The organism is Tropicimonas marinistellae, assembly GCF_001509585.1.
Classification (GTDB): Bacteria; Pseudomonadota; Alphaproteobacteria; order Rhodobacterales; family Rhodobacteraceae; genus Tropicimonas; species Tropicimonas marinistellae.
The window spans coordinates 143,636-169,693 of sequence record NZ_LNCI01000007.1 but is presented as its reverse complement, the minus strand read 5'-3'; the positions used below and the strand labels follow the sequence as shown (position 1 = coordinate 169,693).

At 61.6% G+C, this 26,058-nt stretch carries 26 protein-coding genes; 12 read left to right on the top strand and 14 right to left on the bottom strand.

What is annotated here, in order from left to right; all coding sequences use genetic code 11:
- Positions 1 to 175: 175 nt before the first annotated feature.
- Positions 176 to 892 carry a phosphotransferase family protein gene (locus ARC39_RS25365; protein ID WP_161470979.1) on the bottom strand — a complete coding sequence of 239 codons (717 nt, stop codon included), beginning with the start codon at positions 890 to 892 and terminating at the stop codon, positions 176 to 178.
- A 665-nt stretch (positions 893 to 1,557) separates the two neighbouring features.
- Here ARC39_RS25365 and ARC39_RS16020 point away from each other — a divergent pair.
- From ARC39_RS16020 to ARC39_RS25665, 5 genes are all read left to right on the top strand, one after another.
- On the top strand, positions 1,558 to 2,742 hold the full coding sequence (locus ARC39_RS16020) for an alpha/beta hydrolase-fold protein (protein WP_068115846.1): 1,185 nt from the start codon (positions 1,558 to 1,560) through the stop codon (positions 2,740 to 2,742).
- 49 nt (positions 2,743 to 2,791) lie between these two features.
- Positions 2,792 to 4,051, top strand: a complete 1,260-nt coding sequence (locus ARC39_RS16015) for an ATP-grasp domain-containing protein (RefSeq protein WP_068115845.1) — start codon at positions 2,792 to 2,794, stop codon at positions 4,049 to 4,051.
- A complete protein-coding gene (locus tag ARC39_RS16010; protein WP_068115844.1) occupies positions 4,032 to 4,763 on the top strand; it encodes an esterase family protein in 732 nt (243 codons plus the stop codon). Before ARC39_RS16015 ends, ARC39_RS16010 begins: the two co-directional genes overlap by 20 nt.
- A gap of 889 nt (positions 4,764 to 5,652) precedes the next feature.
- Complete coding sequence (locus ARC39_RS16005; RefSeq protein ID WP_068115843.1) at positions 5,653 to 6,426, top strand: ion channel; 774 nt, start codon at positions 5,653 to 5,655, stop codon at positions 6,424 to 6,426.
- A 205-nt stretch (positions 6,427 to 6,631) separates the two neighbouring features.
- A complete protein-coding gene (locus ARC39_RS25665) occupies positions 6,632 to 6,976 on the top strand; it encodes a hypothetical protein (protein WP_149866450.1) in 345 nt (114 codons plus the stop codon).
- A 95-nt stretch (positions 6,977 to 7,071) separates the two neighbouring features.
- Here ARC39_RS25665 and ARC39_RS16000 read toward each other — a convergent pair whose 3' ends face one another.
- From ARC39_RS16000 to dctP, 4 genes are all read right to left on the bottom strand, one after another.
- Positions 7,072 to 7,587 carry a cell wall hydrolase gene (locus tag ARC39_RS16000; RefSeq protein WP_068115842.1) on the bottom strand — a complete coding sequence of 172 codons (516 nt, stop codon included), beginning with the start codon at positions 7,585 to 7,587 and terminating at the stop codon, positions 7,072 to 7,074.
- Between the two features lie 302 nt (positions 7,588 to 7,889).
- Complete coding sequence (locus tag ARC39_RS15995) at positions 7,890 to 9,179, bottom strand: TRAP transporter large permease (protein ID WP_068115841.1); 1,290 nt, start codon at positions 9,177 to 9,179, stop codon at positions 7,890 to 7,892.
- On the bottom strand, positions 9,179 to 9,718 hold the full coding sequence (locus ARC39_RS15990) for a TRAP transporter small permease (protein WP_078059304.1): 540 nt from the start codon (positions 9,716 to 9,718) through the stop codon (positions 9,179 to 9,181). Before ARC39_RS15990 ends, ARC39_RS15995 begins: the two co-directional genes overlap by 1 nt.
- Before the next feature lie 14 nt (positions 9,719 to 9,732).
- On the bottom strand, positions 9,733 to 10,734 hold the full coding sequence (gene dctP / locus ARC39_RS15985; protein WP_068115840.1) for a TRAP transporter substrate-binding protein DctP: 1,002 nt from the start codon (positions 10,732 to 10,734) through the stop codon (positions 9,733 to 9,735).
- A gap of 265 nt (positions 10,735 to 10,999) precedes the next feature.
- Here dctP and ARC39_RS15980 point away from each other — a divergent pair, with 265 nt between their 5' ends.
- Positions 11,000 to 11,404, top strand: coding sequence for an OsmC family protein (locus ARC39_RS15980; protein ID WP_068115839.1), 405 nt, complete (start codon positions 11,000 to 11,002; stop codon positions 11,402 to 11,404).
- A gap of 175 nt (positions 11,405 to 11,579) precedes the next feature.
- Positions 11,580 to 12,149: a hypothetical protein gene (locus ARC39_RS25660; RefSeq protein ID WP_149866449.1), complete on the top strand. Its 570-nt coding sequence runs from the start codon at positions 11,580 to 11,582 to the stop codon at positions 12,147 to 12,149.
- On the opposite strand, the gene ARC39_RS15970 is transcribed toward ARC39_RS25660, so the two are convergent.
- Genes ARC39_RS15970 through ARC39_RS25655 form a run of 3 tightly spaced genes read right to left on the bottom strand, consistent with a single transcriptional unit; the run spans position 12,139 to position 13,861 of the window.
- A complete protein-coding gene (locus tag ARC39_RS15970; protein WP_068115837.1) occupies positions 12,139 to 12,774 on the bottom strand; it encodes an aspartate/glutamate racemase family protein in 636 nt (211 codons plus the stop codon). The two genes, ARC39_RS25660 and ARC39_RS15970, sit on opposite strands and share 11 nt — an antisense overlap.
- The gene (locus ARC39_RS15965) at positions 12,771 to 13,250 is read right to left on the bottom strand and encodes a RidA family protein (protein WP_068115836.1); all 480 of its coding nucleotides are present in this window, start codon (positions 13,248 to 13,250) and stop codon (positions 12,771 to 12,773) included. Before ARC39_RS15965 ends, ARC39_RS15970 begins: the two co-directional genes overlap by 4 nt.
- Positions 13,247 to 13,861 (bottom strand): NIPSNAP family protein, encoded by a 615-nt coding sequence (locus ARC39_RS25655; RefSeq protein WP_068115835.1) that lies wholly within the window; start codon positions 13,859 to 13,861, stop codon positions 13,247 to 13,249. Before ARC39_RS25655 ends, ARC39_RS15965 begins: the two co-directional genes overlap by 4 nt.
- Positions 13,862 to 14,027: 166 nt before the next feature.
- Here ARC39_RS25655 and ARC39_RS15955 point away from each other — a divergent pair, with 166 nt between their 5' ends.
- Positions 14,028 to 15,377 carry a dihydroorotase gene (locus ARC39_RS15955; protein ID WP_068115834.1) on the top strand — a complete coding sequence of 450 codons (1,350 nt, stop codon included), beginning with the start codon at positions 14,028 to 14,030 and terminating at the stop codon, positions 15,375 to 15,377.
- Positions 15,378 to 15,426: 49 nt separating this feature from the next.
- On the opposite strand, the gene ARC39_RS15950 is transcribed toward ARC39_RS15955, so the two are convergent.
- Positions 15,427 to 16,104, bottom strand: a complete 678-nt coding sequence (locus ARC39_RS15950; protein WP_068115833.1) for a GntR family transcriptional regulator — start codon at positions 16,102 to 16,104, stop codon at positions 15,427 to 15,429.
- Positions 16,105 to 16,394: 290 nt separating this feature from the next.
- On the opposite strand from ARC39_RS15950, the gene ARC39_RS15945 reads away from it, so the two are divergent.
- The 3 genes from ARC39_RS15945 to ARC39_RS15935 are packed head-to-tail and all read left to right on the top strand — an operon-like array spanning position 16,395 to position 19,821.
- Complete coding sequence (locus ARC39_RS15945; RefSeq protein WP_068115832.1) at positions 16,395 to 17,468, top strand: nitrilase-related carbon-nitrogen hydrolase; 1,074 nt, start codon at positions 16,395 to 16,397, stop codon at positions 17,466 to 17,468.
- A gap of 10 nt (positions 17,469 to 17,478) precedes the next feature.
- Positions 17,479 to 18,813 carry a Rieske 2Fe-2S domain-containing protein gene (locus ARC39_RS15940; protein WP_068115831.1) on the top strand — a complete coding sequence of 445 codons (1,335 nt, stop codon included), beginning with the start codon at positions 17,479 to 17,481 and terminating at the stop codon, positions 18,811 to 18,813.
- Between the two features lie 3 nt (positions 18,814 to 18,816).
- A complete protein-coding gene (locus ARC39_RS15935; protein WP_068115830.1) occupies positions 18,817 to 19,821 on the top strand; it encodes a PDR/VanB family oxidoreductase in 1,005 nt (334 codons plus the stop codon).
- A 209-nt stretch (positions 19,822 to 20,030) separates the two neighbouring features.
- Here the strand turns inward: ARC39_RS15935 and ARC39_RS15930 are convergent, their stop codons facing one another.
- From ARC39_RS15930 to ARC39_RS15910, 5 genes are all read right to left on the bottom strand, one after another.
- Entirely contained in the window at positions 20,031 to 20,861 is an 831-nt protein-coding gene (locus ARC39_RS15930) for an ABC transporter permease (RefSeq protein WP_068115829.1), read from the bottom strand.
- Positions 20,862 to 21,701 carry an ABC transporter ATP-binding protein gene (locus tag ARC39_RS15925; RefSeq protein WP_078059303.1) on the bottom strand — a complete coding sequence of 280 codons (840 nt, stop codon included), beginning with the start codon at positions 21,699 to 21,701 and terminating at the stop codon, positions 20,862 to 20,864.
- Between the two features lie 89 nt (positions 21,702 to 21,790).
- Positions 21,791 to 22,579, bottom strand: a complete 789-nt coding sequence (locus ARC39_RS15920) for an SDR family oxidoreductase (RefSeq protein ID WP_068115828.1) — start codon at positions 22,577 to 22,579, stop codon at positions 21,791 to 21,793.
- Positions 22,580 to 22,659: 80 nt separating this feature from the next.
- The gene (locus ARC39_RS15915; protein ID WP_068115827.1) at positions 22,660 to 23,661 is read right to left on the bottom strand and encodes an ABC transporter substrate-binding protein; all 1,002 of its coding nucleotides are present in this window, start codon (positions 23,659 to 23,661) and stop codon (positions 22,660 to 22,662) included.
- A 456-nt stretch (positions 23,662 to 24,117) separates the two neighbouring features.
- Positions 24,118 to 25,140 carry a nitrilase-related carbon-nitrogen hydrolase gene (locus ARC39_RS15910; protein ID WP_068115826.1) on the bottom strand — a complete coding sequence of 341 codons (1,023 nt, stop codon included), beginning with the start codon at positions 25,138 to 25,140 and terminating at the stop codon, positions 24,118 to 24,120.
- Between the two features lie 224 nt (positions 25,141 to 25,364).
- Here ARC39_RS15910 and ARC39_RS26420 point away from each other — a divergent pair, with 224 nt between their 5' ends.
- Positions 25,365 to 26,051 carry a GntR family transcriptional regulator gene (locus tag ARC39_RS26420; RefSeq protein WP_068115825.1) on the top strand — a complete coding sequence of 229 codons (687 nt, stop codon included), beginning with the start codon at positions 25,365 to 25,367 and terminating at the stop codon, positions 26,049 to 26,051.
- Positions 26,052 to 26,058 lie beyond the last annotated feature (7 nt).

Genomic DNA, 26,058 nt, shown 5'->3' with positions numbered 1-26,058 from the left:
ATGGGTTCGGTCGGTTCTCGCCTTCGCAGATCGTACTTGACCGTGAAGCGCCCAAGCACAGGTCTTGTGTCCGACGGTTTCAAGGTCATTTGAATCCCGGACTTCCGAGTGGTGTGGTCGAAACGTTCGTCCAAACGGTAACGCCTTTGGAGTCGGCCACTAGCCGACCCGGGCGTTACTTACGAGCCGCTCCCTCAAGGAGGCCGTACGACCTCACAAGGCCATTAGCGCGCTGATTTCCAGCGACAATACGGGATTGCCACATCTTTATGAGCGCAATGTCCTCGACTAGATCGAAAGTTGGCAATTCTTTCTCACCAATTGCTCCGTAGCCTTGGAAAAAATACCGGCGGTCCGCTTCATGGTCGCCCGACCACGGGCGTTCTTTTTCCAGAGCGCGTTCCCGCATGAGTGCCAAATGGCAGAGGAACCATGCGGCATCAAAATACGCGATGCCATGCTTGTTGAACAGGCGATCAAATGCCAATAGCTTTGTGCCTTTGACGAAGACATTTCCCGGGTGGAAATCACCGTGCAGTAAGACCACAGGGCCGGTGAGCGGAGAAAGTGCTCGCACTCGCCGCCTCAGCCTTTTGGCGACGGTCCCTACAATACCGCGGTATACGTGAGGCGGACGTATCCTGAAGTGAGCACTGGAAGCCGGTATGGCGCGTTCAAGTGAAGTTTTTTGCAGCCTTGAGAGCCATGCCCCGGCCATAGTTAGCGCCTTTTGGCGTTTTAACTCCGCGGGCCGAAGCCGCCGGTTGAGAGTGGGCGCATCGATCCAATCCATGACAAAGAAACTGTGATCTTCGGGCATGTGGCGCGTTGATACGCAGTGCGACGTGAAGCTTCGTAATTCGGAAAATGCGATGAAATGCTGTTCATTCAACTTCCGCCTACTATTGGCTTTGACCGCGACGCTCTGACCGGTGTCCGAATTCTGGCAATGCAGCACAGTGCATACAGACTTTGGGCGCTCCCGCTTCCATACCCGCCTTACGTCCCAGTTTCCGGCGTATCCCTCTAACTCGCGTAACGTGCGACATACATGCTCGCGAAACCGTGGATCGAATACTGAGTGGTTTTTGCGGGCTATGAATGGGAATGTTAGAATATCGGACCCCGCGACATGGATGAGCGGTGTTTGTGTTCGGAAATACGTGAACTGTGTCACAGGTATAACGTGCATTCAACGTCGCTCGGCGGCCATCGCTTCGGACACCCCGGTATCAACGATGAGAATCTCAGGTCGAAGACGGACTGACAATTGCCGCGCTTTACCGGTCGAACATACCAGGACAATTGCGTGTCGTGGCAACAGATCTGACGAACAACTTCGTATCTTCCTCGCGGCGCTGGCGGCGTCGCGATTGAGCACGATGCGCAGGCCGCCGTTGTGGATTGGCTCATCGAGGAGAGCGCCTGGACGGGTCAATGACTGTCCGCCCCATCCTCCAACGCCGGCATTGTGCGCAACCGGCAGACCACTTACGTCGAGTGCATGGAGCCGCTCGGTTGCGCGGACAAAAGGGAAATCGGCAGGTCAGAAACAGAATGAACGTACCGACCAATCTGGAGGATGCGCATCGCCCTGATCCCGGGGCGGGCAAGATGCATCCGCAGTTGCGGGCTTTCCTTGCCGCCGCTGACAAGTCCGCGCTCGCGGTCGACCGTTTCCTGTCCGGGCTTTCGTCGCCGCTCGTCGAACCCGGTGCACTGACGTTCTTGTGGCGCGGAGAAGCGCATGCGGTCGAGATCCTGCGTTGGATCAATGCCGGAGTGGACAGGCAGCGCTTTCAGCGACTCCCTGACAGCGACCTGTGGTTCCTCAGGCTCCCCGTCGAGGACGGAGGTCGGTTCGAGTACAAGCTGAACGTGGTCGCTGACCATGGCGACGACTGGATTCTTGATCCGACAAATCCGCATCGCGCCGGCGATCCGTTCGGCGAGAACTCCGTCGCAATGACATTCGGCTATGCCCGACCGGAATGGAGCCTGAACCGCGGCGCTCCACGCGGACACATGGAGGAGATCACCGTCGACAGCGCCGTGTTCGGCCATACCCGAAACGAGCGGGTGTATCTGCCCAATGCTTACGATGATGGTCAGGACTTCCCGTTGGTCGTAATCCACGACGGCGGAGATTATGACGAATACGCGGACCTTTCCACATCGCTGGACAATCTGATCGATGCCGGTGACATCCCGCCTCTCGTCGCGGTCCTGATACAGGCCGACGACAGGATGAGTGAGTACCCGCAGGGGCGGCGCCATGCGCGCTATGTCGTGGGCGAGCTCTTGCCGGCGGTGACCAACCGATATTCGATCTCGACGAGGGTTCAGGACCGCGTTCTACTTGGTGCAAGTCTTGGCGCCGTCGCATCACTGGCGACGGCGTTCCGGTTTCGCGGGGTTTTCGGTGGTCTGATCCTTAAATCCGGATCCTTCGTGCTTGACCCCGAGAAGCTGAAGCAACGTTCGAATCCGGTGTTCCATCGGGTTGCTCGCCTGGTGGAGGTCGTCCGCCGCGCACCGGCGCCCGAGGCCACAAGAGCCTTTGTATCGACCGGTGAGCTTGAGGGTTTGGCCGGGGAAAACAAGGCTTTGGCCGAACTCCTCGCGGATCGAGGCATTGATGTCTTGTTCCAGAGCTCCTGGGACGGCCATCATTGGCACAACTGGCGGGACCAGCTGCGGGACGCCTTGATGTGGGTCCTGCCGCGGCAACCGAGAGAATAACTGGCGCTCGATACGCGTGCGATGCCGGAATGAATGGGGGGATATTTCCATGGCCAGAAGCACCAAGAACATCGGACTTTCGCTTGGCGCGGATATCTGTTGGCCCATTGCCTACGAAAGCTTGTTCGACGCCCTGACCCGCGACGGGTTGAAGCTTGGCAAGAACACCTACGACTTCGCCGTGGAACGGGTGACGATCGAACCCTTCAGCCTGCACCAGCCCGTGAAATACGACGTTGTGATCGACCGGTTGACGCATTGGTATTCGACCAGCCGCGAATGGATCAAGAAGGCCATCCTGATGGATGAGCTCTACGTCTACAACAACCCTTGGTCGCTTCAATCGAACGAAAAACACACCAGCTATGCCGCGATGCTGCGGCTCGGCCTGCCGGTACCCGAAACATGGATGTTGCCGCCCAAGGCCTATGACCCTTCGGACGACCTCGAAGCGACGCTGGTCAAGTATGCGCGGATGTTTAACCTCGACGAGATCGGCGACAAGATCGGCTATCCGTTCTTCATGAAGCCCTACCACGGTGGTGGATGGAAGGGGGTGGCCAAGATCGACAACGCGCAGGAACTGCACCGCGCCTACGATGCCAGCGGCACCGAAATCATGAATTTGCAGGCAGCGGTTCTGCCGCACGATTATTTTGTCCGGAACGTTGGGCTTGGCCCGCAAATCCGGCACGTGAACTATGATCCCGGCGCGCCTTTACACGACCGTTACCGCCAGGACATCGGTTTTCTGGACGCGGAAGACCAGCAGACGCTCAAGGATATGACGCTGACGATCAACGCCTTCTTTGGTTGGGATTTCAACTCTTGCGAGGCGCTCCGTCAGAACGGAAACTGGCACCCGATCGACTTTGCCAACGCCTGCCCCGACAGCCAGGTGACGTCGCTGCACTACCACTTCCCGTGGTTGATCAAGGCCAACCTGCGCTGGTCATTGTTCTGCGCGGCGACGGACCGTCCGATGCGCAAGAACATGGATTGGTCGCCATTCTATAAGGTTGCCGACAGCGACCGGTCTCCGCGTGAAAAGCTGACCGAGTATGCCAAAATCGCCCACAAGCGGTTCGAGACGGAGAAGTTCCGGCGCTTCTGCAAGAACCAGCTGAAGGACCTGGACGAACTCGCCTACGACTTCTTCGGATCGGAAAAGCTGCACGACGCAATCCGGCAGAAGGTCGAGGCGCTGTTTCCGCAGCATGAGCACGAGGAATTCACGCAGCTCTTCTGGGACAGGATCCAGCTGTGGCGCGAACAGGAAGGGAAGTACGGTGACAAAGACGGTTTCTAGATGGCGGTCGGACAGGCTCCATCGCGACATCTCTTTGGTCCGCTGGGGCACGTTCGGCCAGCCTGTGCTGCTGTTTCCCACCGCGGGCGGCGATGCGGAAGAGATTGAGAGGATGCATGTCATCCGTGTGTTGGATCCCCTCATCTCGGCAGGGCGCATCAAGGTCTATTCCTGCGACAGCGTCGCCGGCGCCGCGCTCGCGTCCAACGAAGGGTCTGTTGAACATCGCTGCTGGATACTCAACCAGTTCCACGAATACGTCGCGTACGAGGTGGTTCCGGCGATCCGGACGGACTGCCGCGACGGCGGCATCGAAGTTGTCGCCGCCGGCGCCTCAATCGGGGCGTTCAACGCCGTGGCTGTCACGTGCCGGTATCCGCATCTGTTCCGTACCGCGCTCGGCATGAGCGGAACCTATGATCTCGAACGGCTTATGGGATTCCAGGGCAATCAGGACTACTATTATTCCTCGCCGCTGTCCTTTGTGCCAGGGCTGGAGGGCCCGGCGCTCGACACGCTGCGGCGCAGGTTCATCGTCATGCCCGTTGGCCAGGGTCGGTGGGAAGATCCGTCCGAAAGCTGGCGGATGGCCGGTGTCCTCGGCGCAAAGGACGTGCCAAATCGCGTCGACCCCTGGGCCGCGACCTACGATCACGACTGGCCGACATGGCGCGAGATGCTGCCGCTCTACCTCGACGATCTTGTCGCCTGACCTGGGAGTATCGCCTTGAGCATCATCTTCATCGAACCAGCATTCCCGGCCAACCAACGAGAGTTTGTGCGTGAGGTTTCCGCAATCGGTGACCAACGAGGGCGCTGTTGAGTAGGCTGTGCGGGACGCGCAGTCGACGGTGGTCGTTGGCCAAAACGTTCCTTCGCCCCGCGCTCCGGCGCAACGGGTTGAGGCGAGGTACATGGCCAACGCCTGTATGCGCGCCTAGCACGAAGAGCATGGTACTTTCCTCACAATCCTGAACGAAATCGGCAAGATAGCGCGCGTTCGCACTCGATAACCGCAACGTGCGCCCGGAACGCCTCGTTCGAGATGCCACGGACCTAGCGCCGCACCAAATGGTGCAGCCGGAAAGAACCCGCCCCAACTCAGGACCGGCCCGCACTCCTCGAACGAAGTGCGCTCGGAAAGAGTTGTAATGGGGGAGGAGTCATCTTCGCAGATCGGAGATTGAACCCGCAAGGCCAGCCGGTAGTTTGGGTCCAAGGCTCGCTTCAAAAGCTGTGAACTGGCACCTGTTATGACGGGTCGCCTGGGCTTGACCCTGGAGGCTTGGGAATAGCCCTGAAGACGTGATTTTCTCTTGTATTGAAATCACCACCGACGGCGAAGCGTCGACGCGTCTGATCTGCTGCCGAGACGATCCTGATCGTCGAGGAGGCCCTGTAGGCGGCAAGAGCATTTCCGGTTTCACTACTGCGGAACCTGCGAGAAGGTCGGAATGCTGGCGCTCGGTGCAGTTATCGCCAATGAAACTAGACCTACTGGGCCAGTCATTGCTTACATTCAGGGCGCGGGTCACGAAGGGTCTGGGTTGGTCAGGCGCGGGAATATCGGCCTGGTGTGACACTGAGGCAGAGGGAACAATATGGAGCTGCTGAAAGCGCGGGTATCCGAACTCTACACCGGGCAAACGCCAACCGCGCGGAGGCTGCGCTATTGGCTGATCCTGTTCGACTTGGCCACGGTTGTCTATTTCATCGTTACCGTACCGCTACCGGCAACCCCCCTGATACGCGTTGTGAATTTCGCACTGGCCGTATTGATCGCGATCGATTTCCTTTGTCGGCTTTGGATCGCGGACAATCGCTGGCGGCATCTTGGACAAATCTATGTGCTTGCTGATCTGCTCGTGCTGCTGTCGCTGGTGTTGGATCCGTTGCTGCACCTGGACCTTACCTTTTTACGCATATTGCGTGGCGTCCGGCTTGGCCGGTCGGAGTATCTGCTTCAGGACCTGCGGCGGGGCTGGAGGTTCTTCCGCGAAAACGAAGACGCGCTGGTTGCGGCCCTAAACCTCGTGGTGTTCGTTTTCGTCACGACATCCGCGGTTTTCATTTTCTTTGCAGAGCCGAGGAGAGGTGCTTCTGGCTATGTGGACTCGCTCTACTACACGGTCACGACTCTGACGACGACGGGGTATGGCGACCTCACGCCCAAGACACCGGTGGAGAAGGTAGCCGCAGTGGCGATCATGGTGATCGGGGTCTCGCTGTTCCTGCGCCTTGCCGGCGCAGTCTTCACCCGGTCGCGAGTGCATCATCCATGTCCGCGATGTGGGCTTACGCGACATGATCCGGACGCCGTCCACTGCAAGCATTGCGGCGAAATGCTCAGAATCGAGACGGAGGGAGCCGGTTGATGCCCCCCAAGTGTTCCGGTGACAGTGCCAGCAGCGACTTGTCCATGCCACCGAAGCGGCGGCGCCAGTTGTAATTGTTCGCATCGCCGACACCGACGGTCCGACCGACCGCCCTGAGCTCAACCCTCCCGGCAATCCTCCCGCCGGGTGGTCAGACTGCGTAGGGGCGGATCACCGCACCTGAAACTCTTCTCAGAAATGACCCATGGAAATGTGGCTGGACACGAACGCCACGCCGAAAGGTCATCGGCCGACCGGCGTCAGCCCAATAGACATCTCCAAATCCTTTATCCCTGAGACCATTCGCGTTGGTTGTCCCGAACTGCCGGCCACGCCCGCCACAGCGGTACCGGAAAACGTGACCGGGGACTCGGGAACATCATCGCTCGCTGGCGTGGGATATTTACTGGAACTGCAACCGGCCAACCCAGCGACGAGCCCGACGACGACCAACCATTCTCGGATCATTCTACCTCTCCAATCGACCTCGTTCGGATTCCTGCGCTCGACCACTCCAACCAAAACCGAACACACATCAATTCCGGGGTGACGGTCGGCGAGCGGACGAATGAGACTACTTCAAAGATCAGATAACCTGTTTACTTGATCCGCTCATCAAGCGGCTTAGTCCGTGACAGCGTATCTTCAACGAGTCGGCGCTACCGTTGGCTTGGGCGGTGTTGGCTGCGTGACCAACTCGGGCGGCCGTTTCTCGTAGAAGGCGTTTCCGCCGGCGACGAGTACATAATGCATGTTGTTGTAGCCCGCCTGGTAGGTGGCCGCATGGAAGAACTGCGCATTGGCAATCTCTGGGTGCCGCTCTCCCGAGAGGACAGATAGGGCGGCCCCTCGGGCCAGCGGAAGGGAGCTGCTGCTCATCCGAGAAGTCATCACACCAGGAGCAAACTGGCCGGGCTGGGAGACGACACCGCAGACGGTGCCTGGGTAAGCGTCCGACTCGACCCTGTTCATGACGACGCTTCCGACAGCGATCATGCCGTCCCGACTCGATCGGTTGGATTCGAAATACATCGCTCGCGCCATGCAATCCGCCGCGCGCTTGCTGACGGCAACGTCGTCTGCGGGTTGTTTCGTGCACGAGGAAAGCGCCGCAAACCCTAGTAGTACACCCACGATGGGCAGAAAGTGACTGTAGCGCATACGCGGTCTCACCTGCGGCAGCGGAAGCATCCATTCATCGCAAAACTTGTACCGGAATTGGCCAGTCGCATTCAATAACCGGTTTGAACGCTCGTCGGCCACCTGTGTGAGAACCAGACCTCAATCTGGCCGATTGGTACGTCCGAGATGCCACCTGTCCGGACCTTGGCCGCGCGCGCGAGATCACAGGGCCTATTGGCTTCGCGTTTGGCAAGACGCTTGGGAAACGGCCATTTGTCGTAGAGGCAAAGTTCGCTCCGTTGCCCACAATGAGCGAAGCATTTCACGAATAGCGGCTACCGTCAGAACAGCAGGTTGGGCAGGAACAGCGCAAGGATCGGAAACAGGCTCAACAACACGATCGCGAAGAGGTGGATCATCCAATAGGGTGCGGTGGCGATCGCCACGCGACCAAGGCTTACCTCGTTGTTCGTCAGGGCCGTCAGGACCGAAAGGTTCAGACCGACCGGAGGGGTCACCTGGCCGATCTCGATGACGATGGTGATGACCACGCCGATCCAGATCGGATCGAAACCCAGCCCGGTTAGCAACGGAAACACCACAGGCAGGGTCATAATCATCAGCGAAAGGCCGTCGAAGAAACACCCCAGCAACAGATAGATAAGCACGACGATCGTGAGCACGGTATAGGCGCCCAGACCGCTCGACGCGACGGTTTCCAGGATCTGCTGAGGCACGCCGAGAATACTCACGGATTTTGCAAGGATCGTCGCGCCAAGTACCAGGAAACCGACGGACGCGAAGAGTAGCGCGGAATGATAGACAGCATCGAGCAGCTTGCGGAAGGTGAAATCACCCCAGATCGAGGTCAGCACGATGGCGAAGATCACCCCGAGACCGGCAGATTCCGTCGGCGTCGCGATACCGCCAATGATGCTCCCGATGACCGCCGCGATGAGCGCGAGAATAGGCCAGATATGCCGGAATCCGATAATGATCTCGACCAGCGACCCTTGGCTTTCGTCGCGGGGTGCAAGCGATGGATCACGGGCGCAGCGGATCAGAATGTAGGCCATGAAGAGGCAGCCAACCATCAGCCCGGGCACAATGCCGGCCGCAAAGAGCCGACCGATGGAGGTCTCTGTCAGCGCGCCATAGATGAGAAATGACAGGCTCGGCGGGATCAGCAGGCCGAGCGTGCCGCCGCCGGCAAGGCTGCCGACCACCATGTCTTTGTTGTAGGCGCGGCGAGTCATCTCCGGATAGGCAACGGACCCCACCGCCGCAGCTGTGGACAGGCTGGAGCCGCTGACCGCCCCGAACAAGGTGCAGACGGCGATGTTGGTGTGCAGAAGGCCGCCGGGAACGCGGCGGAAGAGCGGCGAGAATGCTGTGTAGGCGCGTTCGCTGACACCGCTTCGCAGCAGGATTTCGCCCAGCAGGATGAAGACCGGAACGGCGCTGAGCGTGAAGGAGTTGAAGACATTCCAGATCGCGTCCACGGCCAACGAGGTCGCGCCATTGGAGAAGACATGCAGGATCACGAGCCCGGTCAGCCCGAGGGCGGCGCCTAGCGCCATCCCCGTGCCCGCGGTGGCCACGAGCCCGCCAATCAGGGTGGTCCAGAACATCAGGTGGTCGTCTCGCTTTCGTCGGCGAAGCTACGCCGAGTTTCTTCTTCCATTTCCGGGAGAAATCCAAGCAATCTGGCCAACAGGATCGCTATGGTCAGCACGATGGTCACCGGCATCACGGCCATCCAGGGATAGAGCAGAAGCCGCGAGGTTTGCGTCTTCAGGCTGCGGTCATACGCAAACTCGAACCAGGGAACGATTTCGAGCATCAGCCAGCCGAAAAAGACCAGGCTCAGGACCAGTCCCAGAAGCCGAAGCGCCCGAAGCCAGACGCCGCCCGCCGCGTTCACCAGCAACGCCACCCGGACATGCTGAGAACGCAGGGTGACCATCGGAAGGGCCAGCAGCAGCGATACGCTCAGCAGCAAACCGACGACCTCCTCGGTCACGTGCAGCGGCGTGCCGAGTTTTCGCATCACGACGCTGGTCGAGATGATGCAAACGATGGCCGCGATCCCCAAAGACCCCGCAAGGGCGCAGGCAAAGGCGAACCCGCGCAGAACCCGCGCCAGGAGGGAACCGAAGGATCGGGCCATCGTTCCCGTCCCGCCTAGCGACCGAGCGCTTCGAGCACGCGTTCGCGATAGCTGACGGCGTTTCCGCCTGCTTCCTCAGCCAGTTCCGCCCAGACCTCGGTCACTGCCTCCACGAACAGGGTACGGTCGGCCTCGGGGAAGTCATCGCCCCAGGTGATGCCCTGAGCCACGAGGTCTTCGCGCGCTTGCATCTCGCGTTCCAGATCGTCGTCATACTGGTTGGTGCGGTCCCACAGATCGTCCGCGGCTTTTGTCACCGCCGCCTTGAACGAGTCGTCCGCGGCTTCCCAACGGTCGGTCGCAACGCCGAGCACGTAGGGGCCGGACGCCATTGGGTAGAGGAAGGAAGCGTTCTTTGAGACTTCCTGCAGCGAGATCGTGTGGGCATACAGCGCCGGGTAGAGGGCGCAATCCACGACGCCGGTCTTCATCGCGACGTAGAGTTCCTCCTGCGGGATGATCTGGGCGGAGACGCCGAGACGCGTGAAGGTCTCCACCTGGTCGCGGGCCCAGACACGCAGCTTCTTCGATTTCAAGTCTTCGAGCGTGCTGACGGGTTCCTCGCCGCAGAAGACCGAGACCATGAGCATCGGGATGGCGACATATCCCACCGAAGATACGCCCCAATCGGCGAACTCTTCCTGGTAGATCTCCTGAACGACGGGGATGGCCTTCTCGAATTCCTCAATCGAGCCGATGGTTCCCTGGACGACGACCGAACTGAGCGCTGGCGCATCGCGGCCGAGGTAGTTCGCCCACATCAGGCTCATCTCGACGGCCCCCTTCGGCAAGAAGCGAAGTGTGTCGGTGTTGGGAAGGCCCAGAGACCCGCCGCTGTAGAGCTTCAGTTCATGCTCCCCGCCCAGAGCTTCGTTGGCCTCTGCCACGAACTGCTCAAGCTCCGCCGATTCAGGGCGGGTCTCCGGCAGGAAGTTGTTAACGCGCCACTCTTCGGCCACGGAGGGCGACAGGGAGAGGGCAAACCCCATGGCAATACTACCGAACAGGCGTTTCATCGTGATTACCTCCTTGATATTGTTCAGTCTTGTCGGTTTTCCCGGAATTCTGCCCGGTTGTCATTCCATTCACTGTTTTAGTGGCCGAAACCCGGATTCGAAAGCGCAATTAGGACGAGCGCAAGAACCTAATCCGGGATTCGCCAGCGCTGGCCGCGAGGGTACATGTTGTCTCAACGGTTGCTCAGGCCCTGGTTGATTGACGTGCGGGGGAATTGCGCGCAGCATCCGCGCCGTGGTGGATGCCCTTTCCGGGAGGTCAAGAATGGTCGTCAGGATCAAACCGAAATCGTTCGGCCCGGTCCGCGTACGGTCCGAAGGCGGCGATACGTTGTTATATGCCCGGAACGGCGAAGCCTTTGACACGGCTCCACCTCAGGGAACACCTGTCGAACTACTCCTGCTTTCTCTCGGCGCCTGTATCGCGAAGTCTCTCAAAATCGTCGCTGACCAACCGCAGACGCACCTCTCCCCCTTTACCGTCGAAGTGACCGGCCAGAAGGCGACGGATTTGCCGAACAGGCTTGGTTCGGTGGACATCCGCGTCCTGGGGCGGTTGACCGACGATGCCGAAAAATCGGCCGAACTGCTGCGGAAGGCGAAGTCGATCTGCACGGTCAGCAATTCGATGAACTGCACCATCGCACTCGAACTTGATCGTTCCGGATAGAACCCTCTCGCCGGTGCAACGCAGGCATTGCGCGTGTCGTTTGAAATCTCTCGTTTGCCTAGGCCGCAACTCCAGCCAAGAAGGGGGAGCTAGCCCGACGCGACATAGGCGTCGGTCGTCGCGATCACCCGTGCCTTCTGGCGTGCGTGCTCGTGTCTTGACCGGGAGATTTCGCGTGTCGCGTGAATGGGTGTGCATGGGGTTTCAGGGCGCAGAGGGCGCAATCCTGTTTCCGGGCGAAGTATTTCTCGATACCGTCCTTTCCGAACTCCGGTCGACCCTTCGAGATGTCCAGCCAGTTTTACTTCAGCGCCTGGCCTCCGGGGCAACAGTATTCGTCTGCCTCTTCATCGTAGACAAAGTCGGTGGCTGGATATGCACCGTCCTTGCGCTCGGATTTGTCGAAGACCGGGATGTGGGCGGCGATATTTTAGTCCTCGACAAGCCAGCCGAGCATGTCGGCGGTGCCGCAGGCTGTATCTGCTGCCAGCATGACCAAGTGCAGGTCGAAACGCTCCTTGGTTCTCGTCAGCATGTCACGCACGGCGCCGACTTTGGCCTGCCGGGTCGGAACGGTGGCCGCCACATCGACAATGATCGTGTTGTCTGGATCGACCAGATAGTTGGCGATGAAAGCGAAGAAGGGCCTGTCACCGTTGGCTCCGGTAACCCTCGCACGCAAACCATGTGGAAGTTTCCGGTCGAAATTGTCCGGTGTGAAGCGGTCTGGCCTGTCAGTCCGTGACCGTCAGCGCCACCGCTGCGGCGGCGAGCACCGGGTCGATGACCGGCAGGCCAAGGTCGCGCTGCAATACGGCTCGACGTGGGCCGAATCCTCCGCAGCCCAGGATGACTGTCCCTGCGCCGGCGGCTTTCAGGCGTTCGCCGGCGGCGAGGATCTGGGGGTAGAGAGCTGGGTCGTGGCCCGCGTCTTGGGCCGAGACGCCGCTAAGACCGACCTCCAGCGCCAGTCGGTGCAGAACACCCATAGCGTCGAGCTGACGGCGGTGGCGCTCAATGGGGCCTTCCGATAGGGCGATAATGCCGAATTTGGGCGCGAGTGCGAGTGCTGCCGCGACCGAGGCCTCCTGGATGCCAACAACCGGGCAGTTCAGCCGGGCACGGGTTTCGGCAAGGCCGGGGTCAGAGAAGCAGGCGATCACGATGGCGGCCGGCTCCGACTGGGCTGCGGCGAGGGCCGCAACGCGCGGGCTAGCGCTGTCGACGTCGTCCTGCGTGACGATGGTGGTCGGCCCGTCGGGGATGTCGACACAGTGAAACCGCGGCCCGAGCGGCGCGACGGTATCGCGGATGACCTGTGTCACGGTGGTCGAACTGTTTGGATTGATAACGACGATCTCGTTGGTCATTGCGGATCCGATGCCTTGGGCGCGATGGCGAAGACTGCCTCGATTTCGACCGTGATGTTGCTTGGAAGCGCGGGCAAGCCCACATCGGTACGCGCATGGCCGCCGGGAAATATGCCGGTAAAAAGTTCGGAGCAACCGTCGAGCACTTCGGAGATTTCGGTGAAGTCTGACACGGCGTTGACCATGCCTAGAAGTCGCACAACGCGGGTGACACGGGAGAGCCGCCCGGGTTCGCTCGCGACGGCGGCCAGCAGCGCAAGGCCGGTTCGGCGCGCCCGGGCGCGGGCTTCCCCGGTATCCACCTCGTCCCCGACGCGGCCCCGTAACGGGATGCCCGCCGGGTCGAGAGGCGCCTGACCCGAGACGTGCAGCAAGCCGCCGGTTTCGACTACCGCGACGAAGGTTCCGACAGGCGGTTGCGCGGGCGGGAGGACAACCCCCGCCCGCGCCAGAACGGCTGCGTCGCCGGGCGTCATTTTAGGTCCGAGAACCCGGTCGCCAGGAACAGCTCGGACTGCAGCGAAGTCAGGTAGTCCGATCCGCCGGGGGGCGGCCAGATGCCTTCCTTGCCGGCCTGGGCTCGGGCGGCAACGCGGTCGTCCAGCGACTTGTACGGCCAGATGTGAACCATCTTCTGGGGGCCTTCCTCGATCGAGGCCATGACCATCAGCAATTTCGACATCTCGTTGCGCCGCTCGATGATCTTCGCCCAGGCCGCGTCGGTCTGCGGCACGCCGCCGGGCGACATGGTGTAGGTGCGGAACTCATAGAAAGGGCCGTACACATCCGGCTCGATGTCGTCGCAGAAGGAGAAGGGCTTGTAGGCCGTCATGTCGACGCCGCCGAGATATTGGCCGATACCGTATGGATCTTCGGTCTCCATCAGGCGCGCGCGTTCCGCGGCCAGTGCCTCAGTGCTTTCATAGGCTGTGAGGAAGTGAAAGCGGTTCAGCGCGCCGAAATCGCAGGAAAACGCGCCGAGAATGCGACCGGTGCTGGTAAAATTGGAATAGGTTTCGGGCAGCAGAGGCATCACTGCTCCCAGCGTGTTCGGCAGTAGAGCAAGTGTGGTGAGGTCGTAGATCATGTGGTCTCGCAGGAAGTGGTCCGGGACGGGTTGACGGGATGGCACGGACTGTGCACACATTTGGTATGCCAAAGGGATTCCACGTTTGCCAAGCCAAGGCAACCCCCTTGGGCGAGGACGCAGGCGCAAGACGCCAGACGCCTTACGGAAACCAAGGAGGGCATGGATGCTCGATCTCGTCTTGAAGGGGCGGCTGGTGCTGCCCGGTCGCAGCGTGACGGAAGGTTGGCTGGGCATCGCCGGTGGCCGCATTGTGTCGCTGGGGGAAGGCGAAGCGCCGGAAGCATCGAAGACCATCGATCACGGCGAGTCGTTTATCTTGCCCGGGGCGATCGACGGCCAAACCCATGCCGGCAGCCAGTGGGGCTTTGCCGGCATCGCACCGACCACGAAGGCGGCAGCCATCGGTGGGGTGACCACGATCGTCGACATGCCGTATGACCATCCCGATCCGATCATGACAGTGGACTTGCTGGAGCAGAAGGTCGCCGCGATCGAGGAACTGGCCCACACCAATGTGGCGCTCTACGCCACCATCCCTACCGAGCCCGACCCCGCCGATATCCGCGGACTGGTCGAGGCGGGAGTGGCGGCTTTCAAGATCTCGTCCTTCGAGGCGCATCCCCACCGTTTTCCCCGCATCGGGTCGGACGCGGTCCTGACGCTGTTTGAGTCGTTGGATGGCACCGGTCTGCCCGTCGGGCTGCACAACGAAGATCAGGAGGTGATCCGCGCGACCGAGGCAAAGTTCCGCGCCGAGGGCCGGACGACGCCGCTGGATCACTCCCCCTCGCGACCGCCGGTGGCCGAAATGTCGGCGACAGCGACCTTCCTCGAGCTTGGCGCTTCGCTTGGCGGTCACGCCCATATCGTTCACATCTCGATCCCGGAGGGGTTCGAGCTTGTCGCTGAGCACGCAGCGCGCGGTGAGAAGGCAAGCGCCGAGATGTGCCTGCATTACCTGTTGTTCGACGCGGACGAGCACATGCCGAAGCTTGGACCGAAGCTGAAGGTGAATCCGCCGATACGTTCGGGCGTGCGCGATGCGCTTTGGCAGGTGATCGAGGATGGTGGCGCAGCGTTCGTGTCGTCCGACCATTCCGCCTGGGGGTTGGAGCGCAAGGCGTCCGACAACATCTTCGAGGTGGCGGCCGGGATGCCGGGGCTGGAGACCTTGTTGCCGGGCTTCTACACCGAAGCGTTGCGCCGTACCGGTTCGGTCGAAATGGCTGCCTGCCTGACGGCCGCGCTGCTGGCCGAAGGCCCCGCAGACTTTTTCGGACTTGCAACCAAGGGGCGTTTGGAGCCGGGTTGCGACGCCGACATTGCGGTGCTGGCGCCGGGCGAGGTCGTTTACAATTCGGCCCTCATACCGGAAGGTTCGTCATGGAGCGCCTATGATGGCATGACCTTCGCGGCGACGACCGTTGCGACCTATGTGAATGGTGTGCTTGCGTGGAACGGCAAGGCCGTCACCGAAGAGACGCCGGGCACCTACGCGCGACGCTCGGCCTGAGAAAGGTGGTCTTCGGGGCGCTTCGTTTGCAGACGCCGAGTGTCGGGCTTCAGCGCGTAAGCCTCGCAAGCCGGTTGACGATCGCAACCTTCACCGTCTCGATGTGGTCCGACATCGCCTCGCGCGCGGTCTCTCCGTCGCCGCTCTCTATCGCGTCCAGCAGCTTGGCGTTTTCTTCGTATTGGTAGATATGGTTGTCTGGGTTCCGGAAGGCGTTGAACACGTGGGTCCGGCGCCGAAGGTCGCTGATCATCGCTGCCATCAACTCGCTTCCAGAGGCTTCGGCAATCGCGCCATGCAGCAGGTTGTCGGTTCTCCAAACCTCAGCGGGCGTCTGCTCCGGCTCTTCGGAGAGAGCCTTCATCGCTGCGCGGATCTCGGCAATCGTCTCGGGAGGGATTTGCCCGGCGGCGAGCCGGGCCGCCTCTGACTCCAGAAGCTGGCGGATATTCAGGATCTCGACGAAGGCTTCGGTCGAAAAGGGGGCAACGATAACGCCACGACCGGGCTGTCGCAGCACCATCCGCTCGGCCTCCAGCCGTCCGAGAGCTTCGCGGACCGGGGTGCGCGAGGCGTTTAGACGTTCGGCCATCCGGCGTTCCACAATGACGTCGCCCGGGCGCAGTTCGCCTCGGATCAGGATGTCGATAATCTGCTCGTAGACCTCGTTGGTGCGGGTCGGTTTGTCATGGAGCGCAGTCACGTCCAAGGTCGCGTTGGTTTCCATTTGCCTGCAGTCCTTTGCCTCTCCTCTTGGGGCATGTTCTAACAATCCTTTGCCTCTATTGGAACCGCCGGAATGCCCTTGGTATCCCGTTCCCAAGCGGCATGCGCTGAGCGTTTGGCGCGTCGCCGTCGGGAGTGCGGATTTTTTAGGCACTGCACTGTATTCCTGCCGAGCCGTGACACTGGTGTTGCGAGGGTCTTGAATGCCCCAGGAAATGGCGGCAGACTGTCGGTATACCAACGGTGCGCAATTGGCACCTGAGTTCAGGCCTCATGTCAGAAGGAGATCCTATGACGATGCCGCCCTGGCGCGCGACCTGCATCCAGATGCAGTGTGAACGAGCCTGTCAGGCCGCCGACGATGCCGGCGGCTGGCAGGTGATCGCCCGCAACCAATCCCGGATGATCGGCCTTATCGAGGTAGCGCTGGCCGAGCCCGAACGTCCGGACCTCGTGGTTTTTCCCGAGTTCGGAATGCAGGGGCCACCTTTGGGCATGGCCGTCGAGGATTGGATCCGACGCGCCTGTTCGACCGTACCGGGCCCACTGACGGAGCCCCTACAGGCATTGGCCAAACGCGAAGGGATATACATCGCGGGCAATGTGTTCGAAGCGCCCGAGGAATGGCCCGGCCGATATTTCAACACCTGCATCATGATCGGACCCGACGGTGACGTGATTTACCGCTACCGGAGAGTGAACGTAGCGGCCTTCCCTTCGGTGCATGACTTCCTGTCCGACTACATGAAGGCGACGCCGAAGGACCAGGTCTTCCCGGTTGCCGACACGCCGCTGGGCAAGATCGGCATCATCGCCTGCGGCGAGATCACGGTGCCCGAGGTCGCGCGTTGCATGATGTTCGGAGGCGCCGAGGTCATTCTGCACCCCACGAATTCGCGCTATTCCGCGGCGCAGGAGGCAGCGAAACTCGCCCGTTGCGCCGAGAACATGATCTACATGGTCTCGGCCAATGTCGCCGGGCCAATCGGATTCTCGCCGGACGGCACCTTCACCGGCGGCCGTTCGCACATCCTCGACCACTGGGGGCAGACGCTGGCATTCGAGGAGGGCGACGCCGAAGGCACCAATGTCTCGGCCCTGATCGACATTGAACGCCTGCGCGCCGACCGCCGCAATGATACCGGCTTGTCGAACCCGCACCTGCGGGCGCGCTACGAGATGTACGTTCCGTTCTACGCCGACGCGCATTTCTACCCGCCGGACCAATTCCGTGCCTCACCGATGAAACACGCAAGCGAAACCCACGGCGCCATTGCGCAGGCGCGGGCCAACCTCGAAGCGGCCGGCGTGCTCGTGCCTCTTTCTGCCGGAGCCGAAGATCCGGCTTCGACCGTCGAACTCTAGGAGAACCAACATGATCACCGCTGAAGAAAACGTAGACCTCTGCTCGGTCGGCAAGGGCACACTGATGGGAGAGTTCTTCCGCCAGTTCTGGACGCCGGTCTGCCTGTCGTCCGAGTTGGTCGCCGACGGCGACCCGGTGCGCCTGATGATCCTAGGCGAGAAGCTGATCGGATTCCGCGACACCGAGGGCCGCGTCGGCGTCATGGACCACCGCTGCCCGCACCGCTGCGCCTCGCTGTTCTTCGGTCGGAACGAGAAGGGCGGCATTCGCTGCGCCTATCACGGCTGGAAATTCGACGTGACCGGCAAGTGCCTCGACCAACCAAACCTTGAGGACAAGAACAAATATCCTGCCGGCACCCCGGCCTATGCCTACAAGACCTGTGAATCCGGCGGAATCGTCTTCGCGTATTTCGGCGAGCGCCAGGACAACCCACCGCCTCTGCCCGAGATTGACGCAATCATGGGTGACGGCGACGACCGCAACATTGCGCTGACCCACCGCGACTGCAACTACATGCAAGCGCTGGAAGGCGACATCGACACCTCGCACCTTGGTTTCCTGCACGTGGGCGGTATCGATGGCGAAAAGCTCGATCTGTCGGATCCTGAAGTGTTCACGGTTACCGAGAAATCGCCGAAGATCAACGTGACGACGACTAACTTCGGTACGATGTATTCGGCGCAGCGCGACGCGATGGAAGGTCACGAGCACCAGCGCTACGCCTGCTACCTCTATCCGTTCTGGGTCACCTACCCCGGTGGCGGCGGCCTCGCGTCCAGCAAGACCGTGAACGCCTGGGTGCCGATCGACGACGACTCGACGATGATCTTCAACATCGACCTCTCGCGGTCCGAGGGGGGAGGCAAGAAAAAGCTGAAGTACAAGGACGGCACGCCCGTCGGTGGGCTGGAGCGGCCGCTGGAATACCTGCCGACCACGACCGACTGGAAGGGCCGCTGGCGCCCGGTCAAGGATGCCTCGAACGACTACGGCATCGATCGTGAATGGCAGCGCAACGGCGACAGCTACACCGGCATCGTCGGTGTCCCGCTGCAGGACCAGGCCATCCAGGAAAGCATGGGCCACGTCGTGGACCGCACATTGGAACACCTCGCCGCGTCGGACCGCATGGTCATCCTGACCCGGCGCGTCATGCTCGACGCCGCAATTGAGTGGCGCAACAACAAGAAGTTGCCCGACTTCGTCGACCATCCGGAATACGCCCAGAACGCGCGCGGTGGCGACATCATCGTGCCGAAGGGCACCGACTGGCTGGACGGCTACGAGGAGAAGATGGCCGAAGCCAAAGGCTACCGGCCCGACCTCTCAGCGGCCGAGTAAGGCATGACAATGCAGGAAATGATCAGTGCCGGCGCGACAGCGCCGGCACAGGGCAATGAAGGCGGGTCGTTGGCGTTGCGCGTTACCGCGATCCGCTACCTGGCAGAGACGATCCGCGAGATCGAGTTTCGCCGACCTGATGGTGGCCGTCTCGAGGGGGTGGAGGCCGGCGCCCATATCGACCTTGCGCTCCCCGGCGACGTCTCGAACAGCTATTCATTGGTCAACGAGCCGGGCGACGATCAGCGTTTTCTCGTGGCGATCAACCGGGATCCCGCCAGCCGCGGCGGCTCGGCCTTCCTCGTCGAAGACCTCCGCGTCGGCGCGACGCTGCAGGTCTCGGTTCCGACAAACACCTTCCCGCTGGCCGACGCACCGCGCTTCTGCTTCTTCGCAGGCGGCATCGGTATAACGCCGATCCTCTCTATGATCCGGGCCTGCGCTGCGCTCGGCACGCCGTGGGAACTCCACTATGCCTTTCGCGCCGAGGCGCTAGCTGCCTACCTGCCGGAAGTCCGCGCACTGGCCGCCGCCTCGACCGGTACGCTGCACCTACACGATGACGCGTTGACCGGTGCCGTCATGGAAATCGCCCCGCGCGTGGCCGCGGCCGCGTCAGATGCGCATCTCTACTGCTGTGGCCCGGAGCCGATGATCGCCGCCTTCACCGAGGCCTCAGCCGCCCGCGATCCCGAGGCCGTTCATGTCGAGCACTTCAAGAACGAGTTTGAAGCCTCGACCGAGAGCTTCACCGTCGTGCTCAAGCGCCGGGGTCAGGAATTCCAGGTTCCGGCTGGCCGCACGATCATGGAAGTCCTCTCGGAGAACGGTATCCGTGTCGCATATTCCTGCCGCTCGGGCGTCTGCGGCACCTGCGAGACGCGGGTTCTCGAAGGCGAGCCCGACCACAAGGACACGATCCTCAGTGAGCGCGAGCGGGCTTCGAACAAGGTGATGCTGATCTGCTGCTCCGGCAGCAAGTCCGGACGCCTCGTCCTGGATATCTGAACCAGCCAGTCAATTTGGTCAGGGTCTCGCAACTCCGATCACTCGAAGTGTGAGCGGCCCAGTGCCTCCCCGATAGAACGACGTCGTTGGCGAGGGGCCAGTTATCGGTTTTCGGAGGCGCCGCCAGTCGTGCCATGGGACAAAAAGGAAAGGGCCGGGCGATGGATTGCCTGGCCCTTCGTTTTTCCGAAGGCTGGTCTCGGCTTGCCTCACGCGTCGCCCGAGACATCCGCCTTGTTGCGCCATGGGATTACGAGGCGTTCCACCATCTCCAGGGTGAAGAAGAAGCACATCCCGATCAGCGCGATGCAGATGATCGCGGCGAATTGGCGGGCGACGTCGAAGTTGGAGCCTGCAATCAGGATCAGATAGCCAAGCCCCTGGTCCGCACCGATGAACTCTGCAACGATCGCGCCGATCACCGACAGGGCAGTGGCAAGCTTCAGACCGGCGAAGATGGAGGGCAGAGCGTGTGGCAGGCGGAACTTCCAGAAGGTCTGCCAGGAATTCGCACCCATCGACCGGGCGAGGTGGATCATCTCTTCTGACGCCGAACGCAGGCCCATCACCGAGTTGATGACGATCGGGAAGAACGACAGTAGGATCACGATGACGATCTTTGGCGCCATGCCATAGCCGAACCAGGTCAGCAGCAACGGCGCGATGGCGACCTTGGGAATGGTCTGGCTCGCCACGATCAGCGGATAGACACCTTTCTGGATGAACGTCGAGTAAACGATTGCGACGGCCAGCGGCACGCCGATAAGCACGGCGCAGGTGAAGCCGAAGACGACCTCGAACATCGTCACCAGAGCGTTGGGAAACAGCCGATGGCCATAGTCCCTGAACTCCTGCGCGATGGCGGTGGGCGCCGGCAGGATGAACGGTGGTACGCTCGCAATGCGCACGTAGGCTTCCCAAAACAGGAGAAGGCCGATTAGCGTCCAGACGGCGAGCGGGATACCGTTCAGCACTTTCAGGACGGGTGCAAATGCCTTGTCGCGTTCCTGTTGCGGTTCGGTTGCGGATGCCATTGCCATTTATTCCTCCCGGAAAACGCCGAGGCTCTTGAAGATGCCGGTCAGCTCGTGGACGTATTCAATGAATTTGGGATCTTCGCGCATGGCGAGGCGCCGGGGGCGCGGCAGGTCGATGTTCACGATGCGCTCGATACGCCCCGGCCTGGGGGTCATCACGACGACCCGATCGCTGAGGAAGATCGCCTCAGGGATAGAGTGAGTGATGAAGAACACTGTCATGTCGTCGTCGCGGCAGAGCTTGAGCAGGTCCAGCTGCAACTGGTCCCGTGTCATCGCGTCGAGCGCGCCGAACGGCTCGTCCATCAACATAAGCGGCGGCTTGTGCAACAGTGCCCGGCAGATCGACACCCGCTGGCGCATGCCGCCTGACAGCTCGCTGGGATAGGCGTCATGGAAATCGTCGAGCGACACCATCGACAAGAGCTCCATCGCCCGAGACTTCGCCTCGGCCTTGTCGGACTTGCGGATCTCCGCCTGAATCATCACGTTTTCCAGCGCCGACCGCCATTCCAACAGCACGTCTTTCTGAAACACGATGCCCGCTTCCGGATTGGGCGCGGTTATCTCCTTTCCGTCCACGGTGATCCGTCCGGAACTTGACGGCAGCAGACCGGAGAGCAGCATCATCAGGGTCGACTTGCCGCAGCCAGACGGGCCGAGGATCGAGACGAACTCGCCCCGGCGGATGTCGAGGTCGACCGGCTCCAGCGCCTGGACCCGGCCCTTGCGGCCATTGAACACCTTCGTGACGCCCGCGATGGATACGTGTGGAGCGCATTGCGAGGGTGTGCTGTCGGTAGTTGGAGTGGACAGGCTGTCGGGCGATGGAATTGCATTCATTGCTGGGTGTCCGGGTCCATGGGGCCGCTCCTTGCTGTGAGTGGACTTCGGGGCCCGACCTGCGGGCACCCTTTGTATTGCGAGCGCGGTCAGACCGCGCGGATCATGCCTCCGTCGATGCGGATGGTACTTCCGGTCACGTAGGAGGCTGGCTCCGAGGCCAGGAACGCCGCAACGGCGCCGAATTCTTCCGGGCTGCCGTAGCGGCCCGCAGGGATCGTTGCGGCTGAGGCCGCCTGCACGTCCGCCAGCGGATTGCCGGTCTTCGTGGCCGTACCGGTGTCAATCGAGATCACGCGGTCGGTAAGAATGCGACCGGGAGCGAGGACGTTCACGGTGACGCCATCGCTTGCGACTTCGCCGGCAAGGGTCTTCATGAAGCCCACCAGCGACGCGCGCAGCGCGTTCGAGACGGGCAGGTGCGGGATCGGCTGAACCACTCCGGAAGAGGCGATGGTCAGGATGCGTCCCCAGCCCTTTGCCCGCATCGGGCCGAGCAGGTCCAGCGTCAGCGTCACAAGCGGCGTGACCATGCGCGCGTAGTGTTCCTGCATCACTAGCGGGTCGACCGAGGTGGGCGGGCCGGGGGGCGGGCCACCGGAATTGTTGACGACGATGTCGACATGACCAGTACGTATGCGGGCCGCCGCGGCGAGTGTCGCGGGTGCTGTCGGGTCGCCGAGGTCCGCCACCACGAAATCGGCGCGCTCCGCCTGATCGGCGGGCAATTCGCCCAGCAGGGCGGCAAGCTTTGCATCGTCGCGGCCCGCGAATGTGACGCTGGCGCCTTCCGCCAGCAGGGCGACGGCCGTGGCCTTGCCGAGCCCTCCGGTGGCGCCGAGTACGAGTGCGTGGCGGTCTTTCAGTCCGAGATCCAAGGGGGCCTCTGTGCTTACTTGCAGAAAAGGCCGCAGGGCGGACAAGCCACCCCACGGTTCGAGTTGGCAGATGAACCGGATCAGTTCATCGCTGCAGGGAGGTATGCGTCGGTATAGATGTCGTCGGGCGTCAGGCCCGGCTCCATCGCCGAGTATTTTTCGAGGAGCGAGATGGTAAGCTCGATGTCCTCGGGTGCCACGGTGCCATAGGGCATGCCCTCAGTCGCCGCGGTATGTTCGTATTTCTCCATCACCACGATCTGTTCCAGGATCGCTTCAGGGTCGGCGTCCGGCCGGTTCGCCATGATCGCGTCGCGCGCGGCTTCCGGTTCCGCTACCACATCGGCCTTGGCCTTGATGATCGCCTCGAGGAAGCCCGAAACGACATCCGGGTTCTCAGCGAGATAGTCCTTCCGGACGATGACCGACGAGCCGAGGATGTTGACGCCGTAGTCTGCAAACAGCAGTGGCGGTTCAATCGGGTGCATTGCGGCTACCTTGTCGCCGTCGGGGTTTGCCCAGCCGTTGATGAAGTCGACGTCCCCCTTCAGGAGCGCGACCCGGTCGTTGCCGCCGTTGATGATGACCACGTCCACCTTGTCCATGTCGATGTCGTTCGCTTCGGCGAAGGCCTTGATCATTCCGTCTTCGAAGTTGCCGGCGTCGGTGCCGAGCCGCTTGCCCTCGATGTCTTTCGGCGAACTGATCCCGGAGCCCTCAAGTGAAATGATTGAAGTCGGGTCTTTTTGGATCAGCCCTGCGACGGCGATGATGGTTTCCGCACCGGCCGCCGTTTGTGCTTGTGCCAGCGCCCCAAGGCCTGCGATGCCGATGTCGAAGTCACCATTGCCAACCGCCTTGATCGTGCCGGTGGAGCCGTTGCCGTCGACGATTTCGACGTCGAGGCCTGCCTCGGCAAAGTAGCCGCTCTCCTTCGCGACGAAGAACGGAGCGTCGACGCCGCCTGTCACCCAGGCAAGACGCAGGCTCACGTCCGTGAGATCCTCGGCAAAGGCGGGCGTCATGCCCATCCCCGCAGCAAGGGCGACGCCGGAAAGCGTGCGGAACAAGAAGTGTTTCATTTGGCTGGTCCCTCGTTGGCGCCCAAACACAGGCGGTTTCTCATCGGTGTTGAGTTGGCATTCACATGGTATGCCAGCGATAAACACCTCACAAAGGAAACCCGTTCCGGGGGGCTCGGTGGCCCGGCGCAGGCGCGGTTTGCCTGAAATTTCGGCGCTAGCGGGCGGCCAATGTCTAAAATCGCTCGTAGGAGGAAAGGAATCGACGTTGCGCCAAGTCAGTTGGTTTGCGGCACGCGCAGCGTCGTCTCTATGCGACGATTGTGCGGCGACGTCACGGTGCGGTCCAGTAGCTATCGTTCGCATCAAAATATGTAAATGCAGCGTCGCGATAGTCGCGGCCCGGACCGCTTCGAGCCAGGTTCGTGGTCAGACGAGTGACCGGCATTCCTTGTCTGGAGATTCGCGGGCGCCGCTTCACGAAGAGCGCCCGCGATGATCGTCCGCTCAGGTCGTTCAGTCGCGAAGCACGCCAGCCGCCGCCATGTTGGCAAGCGCCTTCTGGTGGACCGAAGTGAAGTCTTCGTTGGTCTCGACCGGAGCTTCGGCGAGGCCATTCGCAGGGTAGAAATCGGCGGCACCATAGTATCCGCGGTACATCTCGAACCGCGAACGCATTAGGCCGTTCGCCATACCTGTATCATGGCGCGCCACCTGCAGCGCCTCGATGTCGATCATCGCGGAACAGGTATTCGACGCCTTGTCGCTTTCCTCGAAGGCGATCAGCTCGCCGCGGTAGTCGACGATCATCGAGTGACCGCCGGTCAGGGTGTCCGAGAAACCCGCGGTGCCAGACAGGTTGCACGATATCAGATAGACCATGTTCTCGGCAGCACGGCAGCGTTTCGCGCAATCCGCCAGGGTGCTGACCGGCGCGTTGTCCGGATGCAGGATCACTTCTGCGCCACGCAGCATGAAGGACCGGGTGATCTCGGGAACCGAAATCTCACCGCAGGGGAAGATCGCCAGGCGGCCCAACTCGGTGTCGACGACGGGGAAGATGCCCTCTTCGCCATATGCCTCGCGGTATTCGTCGAGGATGTCGTGCGGCGAGGTCCAGCTGCCGGTATTGATCCGGCGATAGCGGAGGATCGTTTCTCCGGCAGGGTCGAGCAGGAAGGAAGAGTTGAAATAGCGGTCCGGCCACTTTGGATCGACTTCGAAGTGATTGCCCGCAATGTAGATGCCGCGCTTCTTCGCCACCTCGGCCAGCCGGTCAGTGATCGCGCCGGGTATGGTCGTGCATGCGCGCTCGATCCAGACGCTGGCAGGCAGGCTGCGCTGCGGACCCTGGAACACGAACTCGGGCAACACCACGAGCTTGGGCGGGGTGTCGCTGTCGCAGGCGGCTTCGATCGCCGCGATTGCGGTGTCGATATTACCGTTGATGACGGCCCAAGCGGCCTCTTTGGTCTCGGCGGGAAATGCGAGCTTGCTGTCGATCTGGATGCAGGTGGCGCGCCAGGGCGTGATGGCCATGTTGAGGCTCCGGTCGTTGTTAGGCCGCGGGGTCGGGCGGCCGGTGGGAAGCAAGGAAGCTAGCGCGCAGAGAGTCACACGCGAAACATCTTCCATTAGGTGCTCCAATGGCATACCGATGGTACGCGAGGCGTCAAGGCACGGTGAGAGTGCGAAATTGATTCACGTAGGCGTTTGCCGCTTTTTTGAGCGGGCAGGGCTGCGGGCCGGGAAAGGAAGGACGAATGGAGGAAGTGAATGCGGGCGCTGTCCGAGATCTGCCGACGGACGAGGCCGAGATCAGCCTTGCAGACTTCGCCTATGGGCGCATCCTCGACCGGATGCTGTCGGGCGAATTGAAGTCGGGGCAGGTCTTGCAGGAACGACGGCTGGCGGAGGTGCTGGGGATATCGCGCACGCCGGTTCGCGAGGCGCTGAGCCGGCTGGAAGCCGAGCAGCTGGTGTCCAGACGGCAGGGGCGGATGCTCGTCGTCGCAGAACTCAGCGTCGAAAGCTACGTCAGCCTTTTGGACATGCGCCGCATTCTCGAGGTCGAGGTGTCTGGCCGCGCGACTGGGAGGATCGCGCCCGAGACTTTGAAGAAGGTCGAGACAGCTATCATCGCACTACGCGACGCGGCAGATGTCAGCACATCCGAACACTGGGCTGTCGACGATCTGGTGCACAACACTATTGCCGAAGCCGCGGGTAACCCGATGATCGTGGCCTCGATCCGCGACCTGCGTCGGCGCACCCACCTTTTCAACACCGCGCGCATCTCGCACCGCCGCAAGCCCGGTGCCGAAGAGCACCTTGCGTTGATACGCGCGGTGGCGGGCGACGACCCCGAACGGTCGCGCCAGCTCATGGGCGCACACCTTGACCATGTGCGCGACGCGATTATCGACTACATCCTCGGCCGCAGAAGCTGAACGGACC

Bases quoted from the DNA above. Each gene is read 5' to 3' on its own strand.
- ARC39_RS16020 (WP_068115846.1), top strand. From the start codon at position 1,558: ATGAACGTACCGACCAATCTGGAGGATGCGCATCGCCCTGATCCCGGG.
- ARC39_RS16015 (WP_068115845.1), top strand. From the start codon at position 2,792: ATGGCCAGAAGCACCAAGAACATCGGACTTTCGCTTGGCGCGGATATC.
- ARC39_RS16005 (WP_068115843.1), top strand. From the start codon at position 5,653: ATGGAGCTGCTGAAAGCGCGGGTATCCGAACTCTACACCGGGCAAACG.
- ARC39_RS25665 (WP_149866450.1), top strand. From the start codon at position 6,632: ATGGAAATGTGGCTGGACACGAACGCCACGCCGAAAGGTCATCGGCCG.
- ARC39_RS16000 (WP_068115842.1), bottom strand. From the start codon at position 7,587: ATGCGCTACAGTCACTTTCTGCCCATCGTGGGTGTACTACTAGGGTTT.
- ARC39_RS15995 (WP_068115841.1), bottom strand. From the start codon at position 9,179: ATGTTCTGGACCACCCTGATTGGCGGGCTCGTGGCCACCGCGGGCACG.
- ARC39_RS15990 (WP_078059304.1), bottom strand. From the start codon at position 9,718: ATGGCCCGATCCTTCGGTTCCCTCCTGGCGCGGGTTCTGCGCGGGTTC.
- dctP (WP_068115840.1), bottom strand. From the start codon at position 10,734: ATGAAACGCCTGTTCGGTAGTATTGCCATGGGGTTTGCCCTCTCCCTG.
- ARC39_RS15980 (WP_068115839.1), top strand. From the start codon at position 11,000: ATGGTCGTCAGGATCAAACCGAAATCGTTCGGCCCGGTCCGCGTACGG.
- ARC39_RS15970 (WP_068115837.1), bottom strand. From the start codon at position 12,774: ATGACCAACGAGATCGTCGTTATCAATCCAAACAGTTCGACCACCGTG.
- ARC39_RS15965 (WP_068115836.1), bottom strand. From the start codon at position 13,250: ATGACGCCCGGCGACGCAGCCGTTCTGGCGCGGGCGGGGGTTGTCCTC.
- ARC39_RS25655 (WP_068115835.1), bottom strand. From the start codon at position 13,861: ATGATCTACGACCTCACCACACTTGCTCTACTGCCGAACACGCTGGGA.
- ARC39_RS15955 (WP_068115834.1), top strand. From the start codon at position 14,028: ATGCTCGATCTCGTCTTGAAGGGGCGGCTGGTGCTGCCCGGTCGCAGC.
- ARC39_RS15950 (WP_068115833.1), bottom strand. From the start codon at position 16,104: ATGGAAACCAACGCGACCTTGGACGTGACTGCGCTCCATGACAAACCG.
- ARC39_RS15945 (WP_068115832.1), top strand. From the start codon at position 16,395: ATGACGATGCCGCCCTGGCGCGCGACCTGCATCCAGATGCAGTGTGAA.
- ARC39_RS15940 (WP_068115831.1), top strand. From the start codon at position 17,479: ATGATCACCGCTGAAGAAAACGTAGACCTCTGCTCGGTCGGCAAGGGC.
- ARC39_RS15935 (WP_068115830.1), top strand. From the start codon at position 18,817: ATGACAATGCAGGAAATGATCAGTGCCGGCGCGACAGCGCCGGCACAG.
- ARC39_RS15930 (WP_068115829.1), bottom strand. From the start codon at position 20,861: ATGGCAATGGCATCCGCAACCGAACCGCAACAGGAACGCGACAAGGCA.
- ARC39_RS15925 (WP_078059303.1), bottom strand. From the start codon at position 21,701: ATGAATGCAATTCCATCGCCCGACAGCCTGTCCACTCCAACTACCGAC.
- ARC39_RS15915 (WP_068115827.1), bottom strand. From the start codon at position 23,661: ATGAAACACTTCTTGTTCCGCACGCTTTCCGGCGTCGCCCTTGCTGCG.
- ARC39_RS15910 (WP_068115826.1), bottom strand. From the start codon at position 25,140: ATGGCCATCACGCCCTGGCGCGCCACCTGCATCCAGATCGACAGCAAG.
- ARC39_RS26420 (WP_068115825.1), top strand. From the start codon at position 25,365: ATGGAGGAAGTGAATGCGGGCGCTGTCCGAGATCTGCCGACGGACGAG.